Consider the following 15,512-nt stretch of genomic DNA (forward strand, 5'->3'; position numbering starts at 1 on the left):
CGTCAGCTCTTCTCGCAGGCGATGCCGTCCTTGTCGCGGTCGAGCTTGACGTTCGCCTTGTACAGGGCGTCGTCCTTCTTCACCGTGCCCTTGAGCGCGCGCGAGGTGGTCTTGCCGCCGGAGACGACCTTGTTGCTCGTGACGGACTTCTTGGCGATGCCGCCGGAGTACACCTTCTGCACCGCGGAGCAGTTGGCGTAGGACTTCGGCGCTGCCTGCGCGGTCGAGGTCCCGCCGACGACGACGGTGGTCGCGAGGACAGCGGTGGCGGCGGCGATGCCGAGGGTACGGATGATGCGCACGGGTTCCCCCTGGAACTGGTGGTGGTCGCGCGAGCGACCGCCGCGTCGGGTACGCGGCGTGGCGATCCTACGACGTGATCGAGGCGCACGACCCGCCCCCGAACGGGTGCGCTGTCGGCGGCCTGCGCCATGCTGGTCCCATGGACGGCCAGCAGCTGCACGAGATCGCGAGCCGCACGGCCCTGGGGCTGCCGGCGGCCGTCGAGACCCAGCCGTTCGGCGAGGGCTCGCTCGTCTACAAGGTCGTCGGCAAGATGTTCGTGATGATCAGCGAGGTCCGAGGCACCCCGATCGTGAACCTCAAGTGCGCACCACCGCACGGTGCCGCGCTCGTTCGCGACCTCGCCGAGATCACGCCCGGGTGGCACATGAACAAGCGGCACTGGATCACGCTGACACCGGGTGACGGCATCGACGAGACCCTGGTCGAGGACCTCGTGGCGAACGCCTACGACCTGGTGGTCGCCGGGCTGCCTGCGGCGAAGCGTCCGATCGACCCGTCGCGCGGCGTGCTGCCGGGCTGACCGGGCGCAAGGGGCTCGACGGGCTCGACGGGCTCGACGGGCTCGACGGGCTCAGGCCCGCGCGGCGACCTTCGACAGGTCCTGGACGACCTTCGGTGCCAGCCGCTCACCCGAATCGAGCACGGCCCGTGCACGCTCGGGCGACAGGTCGCTGAAGATCTCGCCGATGGTCACCCCGTGGTCGGGCCGGTGGGTCACCTCGATCGGGTCGCCCGCCGCGACCGAGCCGGACTTGACCACGCGGAAGTACGCCCCCGGCCGCCCCTCGTCGGCGAACCGCTTCACCCACCGGTCGATCCCCATCCGCCGGGCGAAGGTGCCGCAGGGCGTGCGGGGGATCGTCACTTCGAGCACGAGGGTCTCGCCGATCCGCCAGCGTTCCCCGGTCACGGCCCCGGTGACGTCGATGCCGCTGGTGCGGAGGTTCTCGCCGAACAGGCCCGGCGTGACCTCGCGGTCGAGCAGGTCGGCGAAGTACGCGGCGTCCTCGTCGGCGTAGGCGTACACGGCCTGGTCCACACCGCCGTGGTACTTGCGGTTCGCCTGCACGTCGGCGCGCAGGCCGAGGGGTCGGACCCGGACGCTGCCGGTGACCGGGCGCTTGTCGATCGCGGTGACGCCGATGATGCCGGAGTCCGGCAGCAGGCGGTCGACGCGGCAGACGGCGGTGACGAGCGACATGGAGCCACTCTGGCGCACCCGGGTCGGTGCGCCAAACCCCGACCGGCAGCTGGTGCTGATGTGTGACGAAACGGGTGCGACGCACGTCCCATCGTCGACCACACCACGAGGAGACGACATGACCCGCACCGTCGCAGTCCCCAGGAACGCCCCCGCGCACGTGCTCGCCCTGGCGCGTGTCCGGTCGCTCACCGCCCGGCCGGTCGGACCGCTCAAGGTCGTGCCGGCCCACCGGCGCACCCAGCCGTTCTCCATCCACCACCAGTAGAAGGAACGCGTGCACCACCAGTCCCTCGCCGAGCTCGACGACGCGGTCCTCGCCGGCCGGTCGTCCGACGGTGACGTCCGGGCCTTCGAGGTCCTGATCCGTCGCCACACCCCGCTGCTCCGCGCCTACGCTCGTCGGACCCTCGGTTCCACCGATGAACTCGACGACGTCGTGCAGGAGACCTTCATCACCGCCTGGGACCGCCTCGACAGCCTCGAGGACCTCGCGCGGGTGAAGTCCTGGTTGATGCGCATCCTCAGCCGGAAGTGCCTGGACCGCATCCGCGCACGTCGCATCCACGACGACGTCACCGAGCTCGAGGTCGCCGCGCCCGCCGACGACGCACCCGACCGGGTCGCCGAGGCTCGCTCCCGCGAGGACGCGGTGGAACGTGCGCTGGCCGAACTGCCCGAAGCCCAACGACGGTGCTGGATCATGAAGGAGGTGCTCGAGTACCGGTACGACGAGATCGCCGCCGAACTCGACCTGCCACCGTCGACGGTCCGGGGACTGCTGTCCCGAGCGAGGAAGAACATGATCCGACTCATGGAGGGATGGCGATGACCGACCACGACGGCATCCGACCGGACCTGCCCGACAGCCCCGAAGCACTCGACTCCCTGGAGCCGGGTGACCTGGACGGACACTCGATCGACGAGCTCGCCGACTACCTCGACGCGGGCATGCAGCCGGCCGACCCGAGCATCGACGACTCGCCCGCCTGCCAGAACGCCCTCGCCGCGATCATCCGCGTCCGCCACGCCTCGCTCCGCTCGCTCGAGGCGGCTGCGCGCGACGAGGCCCCGGCCGACGAGTCCTGGGTCACCGGCGTCCTGGCGAACATCTCGATCGAGTCCCGCTCCGGACGCGACGTCCCGCTCCGCCCGCTGTCCGAGACGGAGCGCCCCGTGATGACCGAGGGCGCCATCCGCTCCCTCATCCGCCGCACCGGCGACGAGGTCCCCGGGGTGCTCGTGGCCCGGTGCCAGCTGGACGGTGACGTCACCGAGCTGGCATCCCCGATCCGGGTGCTCGTGGAGATCGCGATCGCCGCCGGTCCGTCGATCCCCGCGACCGCCGAGCTGGTCCGCACCGCCGTGGCCGGTGCCCTGGCCGAGCAGACCGACCTGCTCGTCGAGGCGATCGACGTCGTCGTCCGCGACCTCCTGCCGGACCCCGAGCCCGGCACCGACCCGGAGGAGGCCCGATGAGCGCCACCGACGAGACCCTCGCCGCGATCGAGTCCGCAGTCCTGCAGGTCCCGGGCGTCGACGACCTCTACCGTTCCCGCCCGACGGTCGCGAGTGCGGTCCACGCGGTCCGCAGCATCGCGACGAACACCGGCCCGCTCCGGGTCGTCGTGGACGACGACGCCCTGCGCGTCGTCATCGGCACCGATGGCTTCCGCCCGGCCCCCGAGGTCGCCCGCGCCGTCCACGACGTCGCCCTGGCGACCGCCGCAGCCCACGGCCTGGCGCTCAGCCGCGTCGACGTCCGCGTCGCCCGGGTGGGTTGACCGCGACCACGAAGCGGACGGGAGGCCCGTGGCGGACCCGCCACGGGCCTCCCGTCCGTCTGCCGGTCGCCTTCGCGACCCGCGCCGATCAGTAGAAGTTGTTCGCCTGCGAGTGCCCCCACGCTGCGCACGGGGTGCCGTACGCCGAGCTGATGTACTGCAGACCCCAGGTGATCTGGGTGGTGGCGTTGGTGCGCCAGTCGGCGGCGATCGTGGCCATCTTCGAGCCGGGGAGCGCCTGCGGGATGCCGGTCGCGCCGCCGTTCGTGTTGACGGCCTGGTAGTTCCAGCCGGACTCCTTGGTCCACAGGTTGTCCAGGCACTGGAACTGGTCGGCACCCCAGCCGTACTTCGACGACGCGAGCGAGGTCGCCGTGGCCTTGGCGCCGGCGACGGTGTTGCCGGCGGCGAGCTTCCGGGCGGCCTCCGCTGCCTCGGCGGCCGCCTGCCGCTCGGCTGCGGCCTTCGCTGCGGCTGCGGCCTTCGCGTCGACGTCCCGCTTGTCCTGCGTGGCGCTCGCCTGCGCGACGTCGGTGGTCGACGCGACCGTCGTCGAGATCCGGTTCGTCAGCGCAGCGCCGGACAGGTCCGGGTAGTCGCTCAGCGCGTCGACGCGCTGTTCGAGCGCCGAGGTGTCGACCCTGTCGTTCGCGGTCTGCATGACGGTCTTCGCCGTGGTGATCGTGGCGGCTGCCTGGGCGCGGTCGAGCGCGGTGCCGCGCAGGGCGGGCTGTGCGGTCGCCGAGGCGCTCGCGGTGCCGGTGGGCATGCCGAGGGCCTCGCCGATGGCGGGCTGCGTGCCGACGGTCAGCGCGCCTCCGGCGACGGCGAGGACCGCGGCGCCGCCGGCGATCAGCGTCGCGCGGTGCCGTAGGGCCCGGCGCATCCGGCGGTTGGGGGTGTTCAGGGCCTCACGTCGGGTCGAGGCGGTGGTGGTGGGGAGCTCAGGGGTGTGTCGCATCGGTTCCGCAGGTCGGCGGCTCGGTGGGGGAGGGACTCCTGCTCGCGCGAACGAGGTCGTGCGGGCACGCCGGAGGCTGGCGGTGTCGGTGACACCGTCGGCGACGACGAGGAGTCCTCGAGCCGGTGAGGACCGGACGGTGGTGTGGGGCCCGTCCGTCCGCCGGGAGCAGCCGTGGGGTGGCCGCGGTCAGGCGGAGCCGACACCATGACCGGTCAGACTGGGCAGCGCGTCCAGGAACGCTGGCAGAACGGTCCGTCCACCGCTTGGTAACGGTTCGGTAACGGTCGTGCGCGGCCTAGAAGGTGTGAGGTTCCTGGGCGTGCTCGCCCTGGGCGACGCGCTCGAGCGCGGCCAGGGCTCCGGCGATCGCCTGGACGTCCGACTCGTCGAGCTCGGCGATGAGTTCGGCGACGATCCCGGTGCGGTTCGCGCGGGCCTGCTCGACCGCTTCGATGCCCTCCGGCGTGGCCGTCACCATGAACGCCCGGCCGTCGCGCGGGTCGGCCTCGCGCTGGATGAAGCCGCGCTGCTCGAGCTCGGTCAGGATGCGGGTCATCGTGGGCTTCGTGACCACCTCGATCCGCGACAGGTCGCCGGGGCGCAGGGGTCCGTGCCGTTGGATCGACGCGAGCGCCGACACGATGCCGTACCCGAGCGAGGCCGAGTCGGTACGGGCCCGTCGGTTGATCCGACCGACCGCGGCGGCCAGGCGTGCGGCGACCTCGGTACGGTCCGTCGGGCGGGGGTTCATGTGCTGCTCCGGGTGCCTGGTTCAGGTGGTCGCCAGCGATGCTATCGGTCCGCGCGGCCCTGGGACTGGGAGCGTCACGCGCGTGCCCGAGCCACCGGCCGGGAGGCCCGTGGAACGTCGACCGCCCGCCTCGCGTCGGCGAGACGGGCGGTTCCTGTACGCGGGTACAGGTGAGCTCAGTGCTTCTCGCCCGGCAGCTGGTGGATCGCCTCGGTCGCGAGCTCGGCCGCGACGTTGTCGCCGGACTCGGTCGCCGCCCGGAGTCGTCGGAAGTCCTCGGTCATCCGGTCCCAGTCGACCAGCTCGTCGAGGTTGGGCAGACGCAACCGGAACGCCAGGCCGTCCATCGTGTCGCGGCAGACGCGCTGCAGGTTCTCGTTGCCGCACTCGGCGACGTACAGGGCGAAGACGTCGAGGGCGTCGTGGTTGACGGCGGCGACCTCGTGGGCCTCGAGCTCGGTGATCGTCTTGTCGAGCTGCGCGAGGATCTTCTTCCGGCCTGCCGACCCCAGGCGCGGGACCGCGAGTCGGACGACGCCGCCGAACAGCACGCCGAGGGTCTGCATCGCCTCGACGACCTCGGTCGGGTCCGGCGTGGTGACGCGGGTGTACCGGTTCGGGGCCATCTCGATCAGGCCGGCGCGGGACAGCTGGCTGAGGGCTTCGCGGATCGGCGTGCGGGAGACGCCGAGCCAGGCGATGAGCTCGTCGTCGTTCAGGCGTTCCCCGGGCAGGAGCGTGCCGTCCATGATCGCGTCGTGGATCTTGTGGCGGACGGTGTCACGGAGCAGCTGGTGCTCGGTCGGGGCGCTGCGGGGGACCGGCATGCGTTCTCCTTCGGGGGCGGTGGCGTCGGGGCGCCGGGCGAACGGGCACGGTCGACATCGCACGTGCTCGCATCACCGTACCTGATATGACAACGGCGTTCCGATCGGCTCAGCGCGTGTCAGCGTCGACGTGTCAGGTGCCGGTCATGCGCGTCACTCGTGTCCGGAGCGTTCACCGAGCAGGCGGAGCGTGGCCGGGTCCTCGGCGCCGTCGTACCAGCGGTCGAGCACGGCGAAGAACGGCCGCGGGTCGGCGGCGACCCGGGCGAAGAGCGTCATCGACGACCGGAGCTTCACCGCGTCGATGCCCCCGAGCAGGGCGTCGGCGGAGTGGGCGGGGGCGTTGTGTGCGACGTCGGTCGCCGCGAGCAGGCGGGGACCGAGCACCGGGTGTGCCAGGTAGGCGCGGGCTTCGTCCGCGCCGGTGATCGCGAAGCGCACCGCCGTGGCGCTCCGTCCCAGGCCGGCCAGCTGCGGGAACACGAACCACATCCAGTGCGACGACTTCCGGCCCCGACGGAGTTCGTCGAGCGCGACGTCGTGGACACCCTGCTGGGCCCGGACGAAGCGGTCGAGGTCGAACGGGTCGTCGGCCTGTGCGTCGGTCTGTGCGTCCGTCACCGGACGACCCCGCCCCAGCCGTACCGGACGGTCGTGCCGTCGACCACGAGCAGGGAGTCCGGCGCCCGGTCGAACAAGCCCGGCATGCCGACGGCATCGGGCAGGTCGCCCTCGAGTCGGTCGAGCGTGGCCGAACGGGTGGTGAGCACCGGGTGCTGCCGCTGCCAGAACAGGGTCTGCGCCAGGTACCGCGCGTGGATGCCGGCGCGGGTGGTGAGCTCCGCGGCCAGCGGGGTGTCGACGGCCTCGCCGGCGGTCACCCGCACCGAGGCCGCGTGCTTCGGCCGCGCCGCACCGGTCGGGCGTTCCTGCCGGAGCGACCGCGCCCACCGCACCGGGTGCAGTGCGCGGGTCGGGTGCCGGACGGATCGGTGCGCCACCGCGTCACCACGGCGACGGGAACCTGCGTGCGCGAACGTGTACGGCACGCCGAGCAGCGCGTGCGCGGCGACGATGGCGGGCACGTTCGCGGTGTCGACCGTGCGGTAGGTCACCCCGCGCCGCCCCTGGTCGTCCACCGTGAGCACCTCGATCGTGACCTCGGTCATGGTGCCGAGCCGCCCGGCGGACGGGAACGGCGGCACCCGGGTCTCCCGGAACACGTACGCCGACAGCCCCACCCAGGCGCTGCCGTCGACCACGTCCGGACGGGTCCCACGGGGGACGAGCCGCTGCAGCGACGCCGGGTCGTGCCGCCAGTGCGCGAACACGATGTCCTCCCAGGCGTGCTGGGTGACCGGGCGGTGCAGCAACGGCACCGCCGCGCGCGTCCACGACGGCTCGGTCACGGCTTCGGTGCGTGCCGACCGACGCGCACGCCCCACAGCACCAACGGGGCCTGCAGCGGGAGCCGCAGCACCGAGACCAGCCGCGCCGCCCGGCTCGAGCGGGGGTGGTCGAGGAGGTCGTTCGCCATCTTCACGTTGGCCGGGAACACCGCCGCGAACAGCGCCGCGGCTGCCCACCCCGAGGCACGGCGGGTCGCGGGGAACACCAGCCCGGCGGCGATGCCGAGCTCGGCCACGCCGGATGCCAGCGTGGTCAGCCGCGGGGGCAGCGCGTCCGGCACGATCCGGTCGTACCCGCGGGGGCGCAGGAAGTGGGTGACACCGGCAGCGCCGAGGATCACCGCCAGGAGGGTGGCCGTGCGGTTGGCACGGCGGACCCGCTCACGTCGTCGCATGCGCCCCATCGTGCTCGCCGGTCCTCGGAACCAGGTCAGTGCGCCGGTTCACGTCGGTGTCCCTTCACGTCAGTGCGGTCGCGACGAGGTCGAGGACCGCCGTCGCCACCTCGGCCTTCGAGCCGGAGGTCTCGCGGACCACCTCGCCGCCGGGCACCAGGACCTCGATCGCGTTCTCCTCGCGCTCGAAGCCGGCCGACCAGCCGACGTGGTTCACGACGAGCAGGTCCGCGGGCTTCCGGCTGATCTTGGCGCGCCCGAGCTCGATCCGCGCGTCGCGGTCGGGTTCGGTCTCGGCGGCGAACCCGACGATGATCTGCCCCGTCCGCCGTGCCGCCACGAGGTCGGCGAGCACGTCCGGGTTCCGCACCAGCTCGAGCGTCATGCGCTCGCCCTGCGAGTCCTTCTTGAGCTTCTCCGTGAGCACCTCGGCCGGACGGTAGTCGGCGACGGCGGCGGTCATCACGACGACGTCGGCTTCGGTGGCGGCGGTGTGCACGGCCTCGGCGAGTTCGAGCGCAGACCCGACGGCCACCACGGTCGCGTCCAGCCCGGCGGTCAGCGAGCCCTCGACGTTCGCGGCGACGAGGGTCACGGACGCGCCCCGACGGACGGCATCGGCGGCGATCGCGATGCCCTGGCGGCCGCTCGAGCGGTTGCCGACGAACCGCACCGGGTCGAAGGGCTCGCGGGTGCCGCCCGCGCTGACGACGACGCGGACGCCGGCCAGGTCGCCCTGTTCGCCACGGGCTCCGGTGCCGGCCACCGAGCCGTCCGCGTCGCGGCGACCGGCCGGTGCGGGGTGCTGGTCGAGCACGGCGAGCGCGGCGGCGACGATGTCCTCGGGCTCCGCCATCCGACCGATGCCCGCATCGTCGCCGGTGAGCGCGCCGACGACCGGGCCGACCAGGTGGACGCCGCGGTCACGCAGCGTGGCGACGTTCGCACGGGTCGCGGGGTGCTCCCACATCTGCGGGTGCATCGCGGGGGCGACCACCACGGGTGCCTCGGTCGCGAGCAGTGTCGTACCGAGCAGGTCGCTCGCCAGGCCGTGCGCCATCCGGGCCAGCGAGTCCGCGGTGGCTGGGGCGATGACGACCAGGTTCGCCCGGCGACCGAGCGCGACGTGGCGCACCTCGGCGACGTCGTCCCACACGCTCGTGGTGACGGGGTTGCGGCTGAGGGCCTCGAGCGTCGGCAGTCCGACGAAGCGCAGGGCGCCCTCGGTCGGGACGACGTGGACGTCGTGGCCGCGCTTGACCAGGTCGCGGACGACCCCGACGGCCTTGTAGGCGGCGATGCCCCCGGTGATCCCCACGATGACGGTCAGGGCGCGCTCTGCTGCTGCGTTCACCTGGCTCACGCTACCGGGACCTCGTGCGAGGATCGACGGCATGTGCACCGTCGTCGTCCGCGTCGACCCCGGGTCCGCGTGGCCCGTCACCGTGCTCGCCCTGCGGGACGAGTCGCCCGAGCGTCCGTGGGACCCGCCCGCTGCCTGGTGGCCGGACCGCGACCCGGACCTCCGTGGTGTCCGTGACCGCTCCGCCGGTGGTGCGTGGCTCGCCGCGTCCGACCGAGCCGGCCTGGCCGTGGTGCTCAACCGCGCCGAACCCGTGACGAGCGTCGACGGCACGTGGACGACCCGCGGCGTGGTGCCGGTGGACGCCGTCGCCGACGACCTGCTGCCCGGACACGACGGCACACTGCCGACCACGCGGGCCTTCAACCTGGTGCGCGCCACGGCCGAGGGCGCCTCGGTGCTGACCTGGGACGGCGAACAGGTCCGCACCACCGACCTCGGCCCCGGCGTCCACATGGTGACGCACGGTGCGGCCGACGATCCCGCGGCGCCGCGCATCGGTCGGTGGCTCGAGGCCTTCCGTGCCGTCGACGCCCCGGCCGGCCCGCCGGTGCTCGGCCCGTTCGACGAACTCCGCACCGTGGACTCCGGTGGCGACGCCGGGGACGGCTGGGGTGGCTGGTTCGGCGTGCTGGCGGAGTCCGCAGCGCTGCCGAGCGACCACCCCGACGCGATCCTCCGCGACGTGCACGAGGCCGAGGGCCACATGACGACCCTGTCGATCGTCGCCGCGGCGATCGCGCCGGGCCGCACCGTCATGCAGCACGCCCGCCTGACCGAACCTGGTCGGCTGGACGGGTCGGTGGAACTGCACCGCGCCTGACGCTGGCGACGTGCCGGACCCGCCCCGGGCCTCCCGGCCGCGCCCCGCGCCCGCGCCCGCGTCCCGGCGCGCACGACGTCCGAGCGGTGCGAGGTTGCGTCCGTGGTGCGACCCGCGTCCCCTCGCACCACGTCCGGAACCTCGCACGGCCGCGGTGCCCCTCGCACCGCGCGAGGGGCGCGACCAACACGACCCGCGCCGCGCCCGCGCTCAGAGCGGCGGACGCGTCCCGGTGAGGTCCTCGGCGACGGCCCAGAGTGAGCGGGCGAGGTCGGCGCTCCGCGCGGACCCGGGGATCGACACGGTGGTGGTCGGACCGGTCATGCCGAACGGACCCGAGGGGCCGTAGTACGCGCCGCCCACGGCGTTCGGCCCGACCGCCGCGTACAGCAGCGGCTCGGTGCCCTGCGCGACGGCCTGGGTGAACGGCAGGGCGCGGTTGCTCGACCGCACCGGCTTCGACCGACCGAGCGAGCGTCCCGCGGCCTGCAGGTTCGTCCGGGTGTAGCCGGGGTGGGCGGCGGTGCTGACCAGGGGCACGTCGGCCTCGACGGTCAGGCGGTGCAGGTGCAGCGCGAGGAGCAGGTCGGCGAGCTTCGACTGCGCGTAGGCGCGCCAGCCGTTGTAGCCACGCTCCCACTGCAGGTCGGCGAAGCGGATCCGGCCGGGGATCGCGGCGAGGCTCGACATCGTGACGACACGGGGTGCCTGGGCCAGGGGCCCGTCGGCGAGGGGTGCTCGGGCACGGAGCAGCGACGGCAGCAGCAGGTTCGTCAGGGCGAACGGGCCGAGGAAGTTCGTGCCGAACTGCAGCTCGAAGCCGTCGACGGTCTCGAAGCGTTCCGGTGGGGCCATCACGCCCGCGTTGTTCACGAGGACGTCGATCGGACGGTCCTCGTCGACGATGCCGCTGGCGAAGCGGCGGACGTTCGCCAGGTCGGCGAGGTCGAGTTCGCGGACCTCCACGTCGGCTGCGGGGTGGGCGGCGCGGATGCCGGCGGCGGCGGTCTCGCCCTTCTCGGTGCTGCGGACGGCGAGCACGACGCTGGCGCCGGCTCCGGCGAGGCGCAGGGCGGCCTCCTGTCCGGTGCCGCTGTTGGACCCGGTGACGACGATGCGACGTCCGGTCTGGTCGGGGAGGTTCGGCATGCGGGCGACCGTACTCGTGCGGGCTGGCCGACCCCGGCCCGACCTCGAGCCGACCCCGGCCCGACCCCGAGCGGGCCCCGAGCCGACCCCGAGCGGGCCCCGAGCGGACCCCGAGCGGGCCCCGAGCGGGCCCCGCGGCGGGCCCCGTGCGCGCGGACCCACGTCGTGCTATGTTTATGCAAACGCATGGAAGTGCGACCAGGAGGACACCATGAGCAACGCATTCGGCACCGATCGTCCCTCGGACGTCCCGCCGCCCGCACCCGAGCGGATCGGGCCGCTGCAGCTCGGCCTCGACACCTTCGGCGACGTCACCGAACGCGCCGACGGCAGCCTGCAGTCCGACGCGCAGAGCATCCGCGACGTCGTCGACCAGGCCGTCCTCGCCGACCAGGTCGGCGTCGACTTCATCGGCGTCGGGGAGCACCACCGAGCCGACTTCGTCGTGAGCGCCCCCGAGGTCGTCCTCGCCGCGATCGCCGCCAGCACGGAGCGCATCCGGATGGGCTCCGCGGTCACGGTGCTGTCCTCCGACGACCCCGTCCGCGTGTACGAGCGCTTCGCCACCGTCGACGCCCTGTCGAACGGCCGCGCCGAGGTCATCCTGGGTCGTGGCTCCTTCACCGAGTCGTTCCCGCTGTTCGGCTACGAGCTGAGCGACTACGAGGTCCTGTTCGAGGAGAAGCTCCAGCTCTGGGCAGCCCTGCGCGGCGGCGACGCCGTGACCTGGTCCGGCACGAAGCGCGCGGGCCTGGTCGACCAGGACGTCTTCCCGAAGCTCGAGCACGGCGCGATCCCGACGTGGATCGGCGTCGGCGGCTCCCCGCAGTCGGTCATCCGTGCCGCGTCGTACGGCCTGCCGCTGTTCCTCGCCATCATCGGCGGGCAGCCGGCCCAGTTCGCCCCGTTCTCCCGCCTGTACCGCCAGGCCCTCGCGCAGCTCGACCTGCCGCAGCAGCCCATCGCGATGCACTCGCCGGGCTTCGTGGCCGCCACCGACGAAGAGGCCGCCGAGCGCTACTGGCCGTACCACAAGGCCGTCACCGACCAGCTCGGCCGGGAGCGCGGCTGGCCGCCCCTCGACGTCGCCGGGTACCGCGCGAGCCTGTCGGCCGGCGGGTCGCTCTACGTCGGCTCGCCGGAGACCGTCGCCCGGAAGGTCGCGCGCAACATGCGGATCCTCGGCGCCTCGCGCTTCGACATGCGGTACGCGACGGGTCGCCTGCCGCACGCCGACATGATGCGGTCGATCGAGCTCTACGGCACCGAGGTCGCACCCCGCGTGCGCGAGCTGCTGGCGCAGCCCGTCCCCGTCGCCTGACGGTCGCGGGTCCGGTCGGGGTCCGCAAGACACCGGTGTTCGCGCTCCACACCACCCTTCGCGGGTGTTCGGAGCATGGACACCGGTGTCTTGCGTGTGGACTCCGTCCGGTGCCGCACGCAACGGCCGGGAGGCCCGGGGAGGCCCACCGAGATCGGCTCACGGGGGCCGCGGGTACGGTCCAGGGCATGTCGTCACGCCCCGACCACGCCTCCGGTCCCGCTGCTGGTCACGCCTCCGACTCCGTCGTCGAACGCCGGTTCCGCGGCCGGATCATGGGCGTCGGCACCACCTCGGGCGTCCGGATCGTGGTCGGGATGTGGGACCGCTCGCCGTTCGGCCCGTTCACGGACGTGTTCCTCGAGCTCCCCGACGGCACCAGCGTGCTGCTCGCACCCGACGAGATCGTCGCCGCGTACGTCTCCGGCACCTACCGCTTCGACACCGTCTCGGTCGTCGACGTCCGCGCCCGCCGCACCGCCAGCGGCCTCGAGCTGTCCGCCGGGGCACTGCAGGCCTCGATCGACGTCGGCGGCATCTCGCCGCTCGGCCGGATCCTGCGCATCGTCCCGAAGCCGATCGCCCGCGACCCGCGCTGGCTCGCCGCGATCGACCCCGTGGCACGGCTGCTCGCGCCGGGGTCCGGCACGGCGGGGTCGGCGGGCAACGGTCGCCGCGAGTACTACGGCGTGACCGGGGCGCACGACGTCACCGGCGTGCGGGGGACCTGGGCGGGGGAGCCGCTCGGGGACCTGGCGCCGCTCGACCCGCCCGTGGCGTTCGGCTTCGCCTCGATGCCGAAGATCCCGCAGGTCGTCGACGTCGAGACCACCATCCGCGAACCCGCCTGACCCTCCGCGGGACCCGTTCTGGGTGCGTGCGTGTGCATGTTCCGACGATCCACGCGTCGATCGACTCGTGTCCGGTCGCTCGATGCACACGCATCCGGTGCGTGTGCATGCAACGACGTTCCACCTGTCGATCGACGCGCGTGGTGTCGCTTTATGCGCACGCATGCACGGCCCGCTGGCCGTGACGCGCCGGGCCGGGGGCGGCGCGGCGGAGGTGCGCCGGGCCTCCAGGCCGACCAGGACCGGACCACCTGGACGCGCCGGGCTGACGCGTCCAGCGCCGGAGGGGCACACTGGTCGGAACGGTACAGCCCCGTGCACCGACGGTCGCACGTCGCACGGAGCGGGGCGCATGACGCAAAGGAGCACCATGACCGACACACAGACGGACCAGCGCGCCGCCATCTCGGACATCGTCCACGGCGCCCACACGGCACTGCTCACCACGGTGAGCGAGGACGGGAACCTGCACGCCAGGCCCCTCGCGGTGCAGGACAAGACGTTCCACGGGACCCTGCGGTTCCTGGTGCAGGACGGCAGCGAGAAGGTCGAGGACATCGCGCGGAACCCGCACGTCAACGTCTCGATCGAGTCACAGGGCGGGTACCTGTCCATCGCCGGCACCGCCACCGTGACCCGCGACGACTCGGTGGTCGACGAGCTGTGGTCCCCGTTCGCCGAGGCCTGGTTCCCGAAGGGACGCCAGGACCCGTCGATCCGGCTCCTGACGGTCGAGGGGGTCTCGGTCGAGTACTGGACCCAGGACACCGGGCCGGTCGGCAGCCTGGTGCAGATGTTCAAGGCGGCGCTCGGCAAGCAGAGCCAGCCGGACACCGGCGACCACGGCACGATCGAGCTCTGAAGCGCGACGCGACGCCGTCGTCCTGTCGGGACGGCGGCGTCGTGCCGTGTCGGGACGGGGCGCGCGGTGCTCGTGCGTCGTGCGCGGTGCCGCGGCCCGTGCCTGCTCGGGCTGCGCGTCAGCCGGTCACGGAGGGCCGAGCAGCCACAGCACCGCGACCAGCACCGGCTGCCCGGCCAACGCGGCCGTCACGAAGGTCCACCGCATCCAGGGCTTCGCGACCAGCTCGGGCGACCCGAACAGCGGCGCGAGCGGCATGAGCAGCCGCGGGGTCGAGGCCATCGGCAGCGACACCGCGAAGATGTACAGCGCGTACGCGGCCGAGTACAGCACCGTCGTGGGCCCGAGCCGCAGCGTCGAGCGGCGGAGCAGCCAGATCGGGTACGTGACGAGCAGGAACACCACGATCAGGATCCCGCCCACGCCGAGCCAGCGACCCGCGATGAGGAACCACGGCGTCAGCGGCACGAAGTCCACCCGGCCGATGAAGTTCACCCACCAGGACATCTCGGTCTCCAGGTAGGCGTTCGGCGTCCCGGTGACGTGCGAGGCGATCACCGGCCAGGCGAGCCCGGCGAGGACCATGGTCAGCCCCGCGGCGACGACCCGGACCTGCTCGCGGAGCGGGAAGCCCTCGAACACCCGGCCGGTCTCGCGCCGTGCACGCACCCACCGCACGAGCGCGACGACGCCGAGCACGAGCGGGATCGCCAGGGCGCCGGGGCGGGTGAAGGCCGCAGCGACGCCGAGTGCCGTCAGGAGCCCGTAGCGCCGACGTTCCAGGGCGAGCAGCGCCCCGAACGACAGCGCGAGGAACATGCTCTCCGCGTACCCGACCTGCAGCAGGAACGAGAGCGGACCGCAGCTGAAGAAGAAGACCGCCCACATCGCCGCGGCGTGCCCGGCGCGGTCCCGCACCAGGCGGTGCAGCAGGTAGGTGGCGAGCAGCCCGGCAACGACCGCGACGAGCGGGGCGCCGAGTTCGAACGGCACCCCGGTCGAGGCGGTCAGCGCCCGGATCGTGAAGGGGAACGCCGGCAGGAAGGCCCAGGCGTTCTGCGCGACGTTGCCGGTGGCGTCGAGCGGCAGCGCGTCGGGGTACCCGTGCAGCGAGATCTGCTCGTAGTACTGCCCGTCCCAGGCCACCAGGAAGGCGCCGAACCCGTGCTCGTTGCCCCAGATCGCGTTGCCCGGAAGCGCACGACCGATGAGCGGGTACGCGAGCGCGAGCCACAGGGTCGACAGGACCCGGCCGCCCGTCCAGACGAGCAGGACCGCCGCCCACGCCGGCAGGGAGGCCACGGTGTCCAGGACGCGGCGTCGACCGCCGGCCGTGCCCGCGGCGACCACACCGGCGCTGTCGGTGCGGCTCACGCGCGAGTTCCTCGGCGTTCGGGTGGTCTGGTCGGCACCCGGCCAGGGTAGTTGGCCCGAGCCTGAGGATCACACGGAACCCCGCCCGGAGGCCCGTCCCGCGTCGTGCGTGCCGCCTCGCGTCCGGCGGGT

Annotated in this window: 20 protein-coding genes; 9 read left to right on the forward strand and 11 right to left on the reverse strand. The window is 73.2% G+C overall.

Translation table 11 applies throughout. The features are described from left to right. Window positions 1–2: 2 nt before the first annotated feature. A complete protein-coding gene (locus tag DEJ27_RS02565; protein WP_220032965.1) occupies window positions 3–302 on the reverse strand; it encodes an excalibur calcium-binding domain-containing protein in 300 nt (99 codons plus the stop codon). A gap of 140 nt (window positions 303–442) precedes the next feature. Between DEJ27_RS02565 and DEJ27_RS02570 the strand changes: the two genes are divergently transcribed. Then, a complete protein-coding gene (locus tag DEJ27_RS02570) occupies window positions 443–826 on the forward strand; it encodes an MmcQ/YjbR family DNA-binding protein (protein ID WP_110862502.1) in 384 nt (127 codons plus the stop codon). A 51-nt stretch (window positions 827–877) separates the two neighbouring features. On the opposite strand, the gene DEJ27_RS02575 is transcribed toward DEJ27_RS02570, so the two are convergent. Continuing rightward, entirely contained in the window at window positions 878–1,507 is a 630-nt protein-coding gene (locus DEJ27_RS02575; RefSeq protein ID WP_258369977.1) for an MOSC domain-containing protein, read from the reverse strand. Window positions 1,508–1,625: 118 nt separating this feature from the next. On the opposite strand from DEJ27_RS02575, the gene DEJ27_RS17650 reads away from it, so the two are divergent. The 4 genes from DEJ27_RS17650 to DEJ27_RS02590 are packed head-to-tail and all read left to right on the forward strand — an operon-like array spanning window position 1,626 to window position 3,291. Then, window positions 1,626–1,775 (forward strand): hypothetical protein, encoded by a 150-nt coding sequence (locus DEJ27_RS17650; RefSeq protein ID WP_181420165.1) that lies wholly within the window; start codon window positions 1,626–1,628, stop codon window positions 1,773–1,775. Window positions 1,776–1,784: 9 nt separating this feature from the next. Further along, window positions 1,785–2,339 (forward strand): RNA polymerase sigma factor, encoded by a 555-nt coding sequence (locus DEJ27_RS02580; protein WP_110862500.1) that lies wholly within the window; start codon window positions 1,785–1,787, stop codon window positions 2,337–2,339. Further along, window positions 2,336–2,986, forward strand: a complete 651-nt coding sequence (locus DEJ27_RS02585) for a hypothetical protein (protein ID WP_146238611.1) — start codon at window positions 2,336–2,338, stop codon at window positions 2,984–2,986. Before DEJ27_RS02580 ends, DEJ27_RS02585 begins: the two co-directional genes overlap by 4 nt. Further along, a complete protein-coding gene (locus tag DEJ27_RS02590; RefSeq protein WP_110862498.1) occupies window positions 2,983–3,291 on the forward strand; it encodes a hypothetical protein in 309 nt (102 codons plus the stop codon). Before DEJ27_RS02585 ends, DEJ27_RS02590 begins: the two co-directional genes overlap by 4 nt. A gap of 88 nt (window positions 3,292–3,379) precedes the next feature. Here the strand turns inward: DEJ27_RS02590 and DEJ27_RS02595 are convergent, their stop codons facing one another. The 7 genes from DEJ27_RS02595 to DEJ27_RS02625 all read right to left on the reverse strand — a co-directional run bounded on the left by DEJ27_RS02595 (window position 3,380) and on the right by DEJ27_RS02625 (window position 8,967). Next, window positions 3,380–4,252 (reverse strand): phospholipase, encoded by an 873-nt coding sequence (locus DEJ27_RS02595; RefSeq protein WP_110862497.1) that lies wholly within the window; start codon window positions 4,250–4,252, stop codon window positions 3,380–3,382. Between the two features lie 298 nt (window positions 4,253–4,550). Next, a complete protein-coding gene (locus tag DEJ27_RS02600) occupies window positions 4,551–5,006 on the reverse strand; it encodes a MarR family winged helix-turn-helix transcriptional regulator (RefSeq protein ID WP_027466277.1) in 456 nt (151 codons plus the stop codon). A 176-nt stretch (window positions 5,007–5,182) separates the two neighbouring features. Continuing rightward, window positions 5,183–5,833 (reverse strand): GntR family transcriptional regulator, encoded by a 651-nt coding sequence (locus DEJ27_RS02605; protein WP_110862496.1) that lies wholly within the window; start codon window positions 5,831–5,833, stop codon window positions 5,183–5,185. A gap of 153 nt (window positions 5,834–5,986) precedes the next feature. Continuing rightward, a complete protein-coding gene (locus DEJ27_RS02610; RefSeq protein WP_110862495.1) occupies window positions 5,987–6,454 on the reverse strand; it encodes a DUF1810 domain-containing protein in 468 nt (155 codons plus the stop codon). Continuing rightward, the gene (locus DEJ27_RS02615; protein ID WP_181420164.1) at window positions 6,451–7,242 is read right to left on the reverse strand and encodes a YqjF family protein; all 792 of its coding nucleotides are present in this window, start codon (window positions 7,240–7,242) and stop codon (window positions 6,451–6,453) included. The genes DEJ27_RS02610 and DEJ27_RS02615 overlap by 4 nt, the downstream gene beginning before the upstream one ends. Beyond that, window positions 7,239–7,637, reverse strand: a complete 399-nt coding sequence (locus DEJ27_RS02620) for a hypothetical protein (protein ID WP_110862493.1) — start codon at window positions 7,635–7,637, stop codon at window positions 7,239–7,241. Before DEJ27_RS02620 ends, DEJ27_RS02615 begins: the two co-directional genes overlap by 4 nt. Before the next feature lie 64 nt (window positions 7,638–7,701). Then, on the reverse strand, window positions 7,702–8,967 hold the full coding sequence (locus tag DEJ27_RS02625) for a phosphopantothenate--cysteine ligase family flavoprotein (RefSeq protein ID WP_110862519.1): 1,266 nt from the start codon (window positions 8,965–8,967) through the stop codon (window positions 7,702–7,704). A gap of 64 nt (window positions 8,968–9,031) precedes the next feature. Here DEJ27_RS02625 and DEJ27_RS02630 point away from each other — a divergent pair, with 64 nt between their 5' ends. Then, window positions 9,032–9,823, forward strand: coding sequence for an NRDE family protein (locus tag DEJ27_RS02630; protein ID WP_181420163.1), 792 nt, complete (start codon window positions 9,032–9,034; stop codon window positions 9,821–9,823). A 210-nt stretch (window positions 9,824–10,033) separates the two neighbouring features. Here the strand turns inward: DEJ27_RS02630 and DEJ27_RS02635 are convergent, their stop codons facing one another. Beyond that, window positions 10,034–10,972 carry an SDR family oxidoreductase gene (locus DEJ27_RS02635; RefSeq protein WP_110862491.1) on the reverse strand — a complete coding sequence of 313 codons (939 nt, stop codon included), beginning with the start codon at window positions 10,970–10,972 and terminating at the stop codon, window positions 10,034–10,036. Between the two features lie 211 nt (window positions 10,973–11,183). Between DEJ27_RS02635 and DEJ27_RS02640 the strand changes: the two genes are divergently transcribed. The 3 genes from DEJ27_RS02640 (at window position 11,184) to DEJ27_RS17655 (ending at window position 14,006) form a co-directional block, all read left to right on the forward strand. Beyond that, a complete protein-coding gene (locus DEJ27_RS02640) occupies window positions 11,184–12,293 on the forward strand; it encodes an LLM class flavin-dependent oxidoreductase (protein WP_258369976.1) in 1,110 nt (369 codons plus the stop codon). 188 nt (window positions 12,294–12,481) lie between these two features. Then, window positions 12,482–13,144, forward strand: a complete 663-nt coding sequence (locus DEJ27_RS02645; RefSeq protein WP_071405092.1) for a hypothetical protein — start codon at window positions 12,482–12,484, stop codon at window positions 13,142–13,144. A 370-nt stretch (window positions 13,145–13,514) separates the two neighbouring features. Next, window positions 13,515–14,006 (forward strand): pyridoxamine 5'-phosphate oxidase family protein, encoded by a 492-nt coding sequence (locus tag DEJ27_RS17655; RefSeq protein ID WP_181420162.1) that lies wholly within the window; start codon window positions 13,515–13,517, stop codon window positions 14,004–14,006. 126 nt (window positions 14,007–14,132) lie between these two features. Here the strand turns inward: DEJ27_RS17655 and DEJ27_RS02655 are convergent, their stop codons facing one another. Next, window positions 14,133–15,380 carry a hypothetical protein gene (locus tag DEJ27_RS02655; RefSeq protein ID WP_110862488.1) on the reverse strand — a complete coding sequence of 416 codons (1,248 nt, stop codon included), beginning with the start codon at window positions 15,378–15,380 and terminating at the stop codon, window positions 14,133–14,135. Window positions 15,381–15,512: the final 132 nt, after the last annotated feature.

The sequence above is a fragment of the Curtobacterium sp. MCPF17_018 genome, assembly GCF_003234135.1.
GTDB lineage: Bacteria > Actinomycetota > Actinomycetes > Actinomycetales > Microbacteriaceae > Curtobacterium > Curtobacterium flaccumfaciens.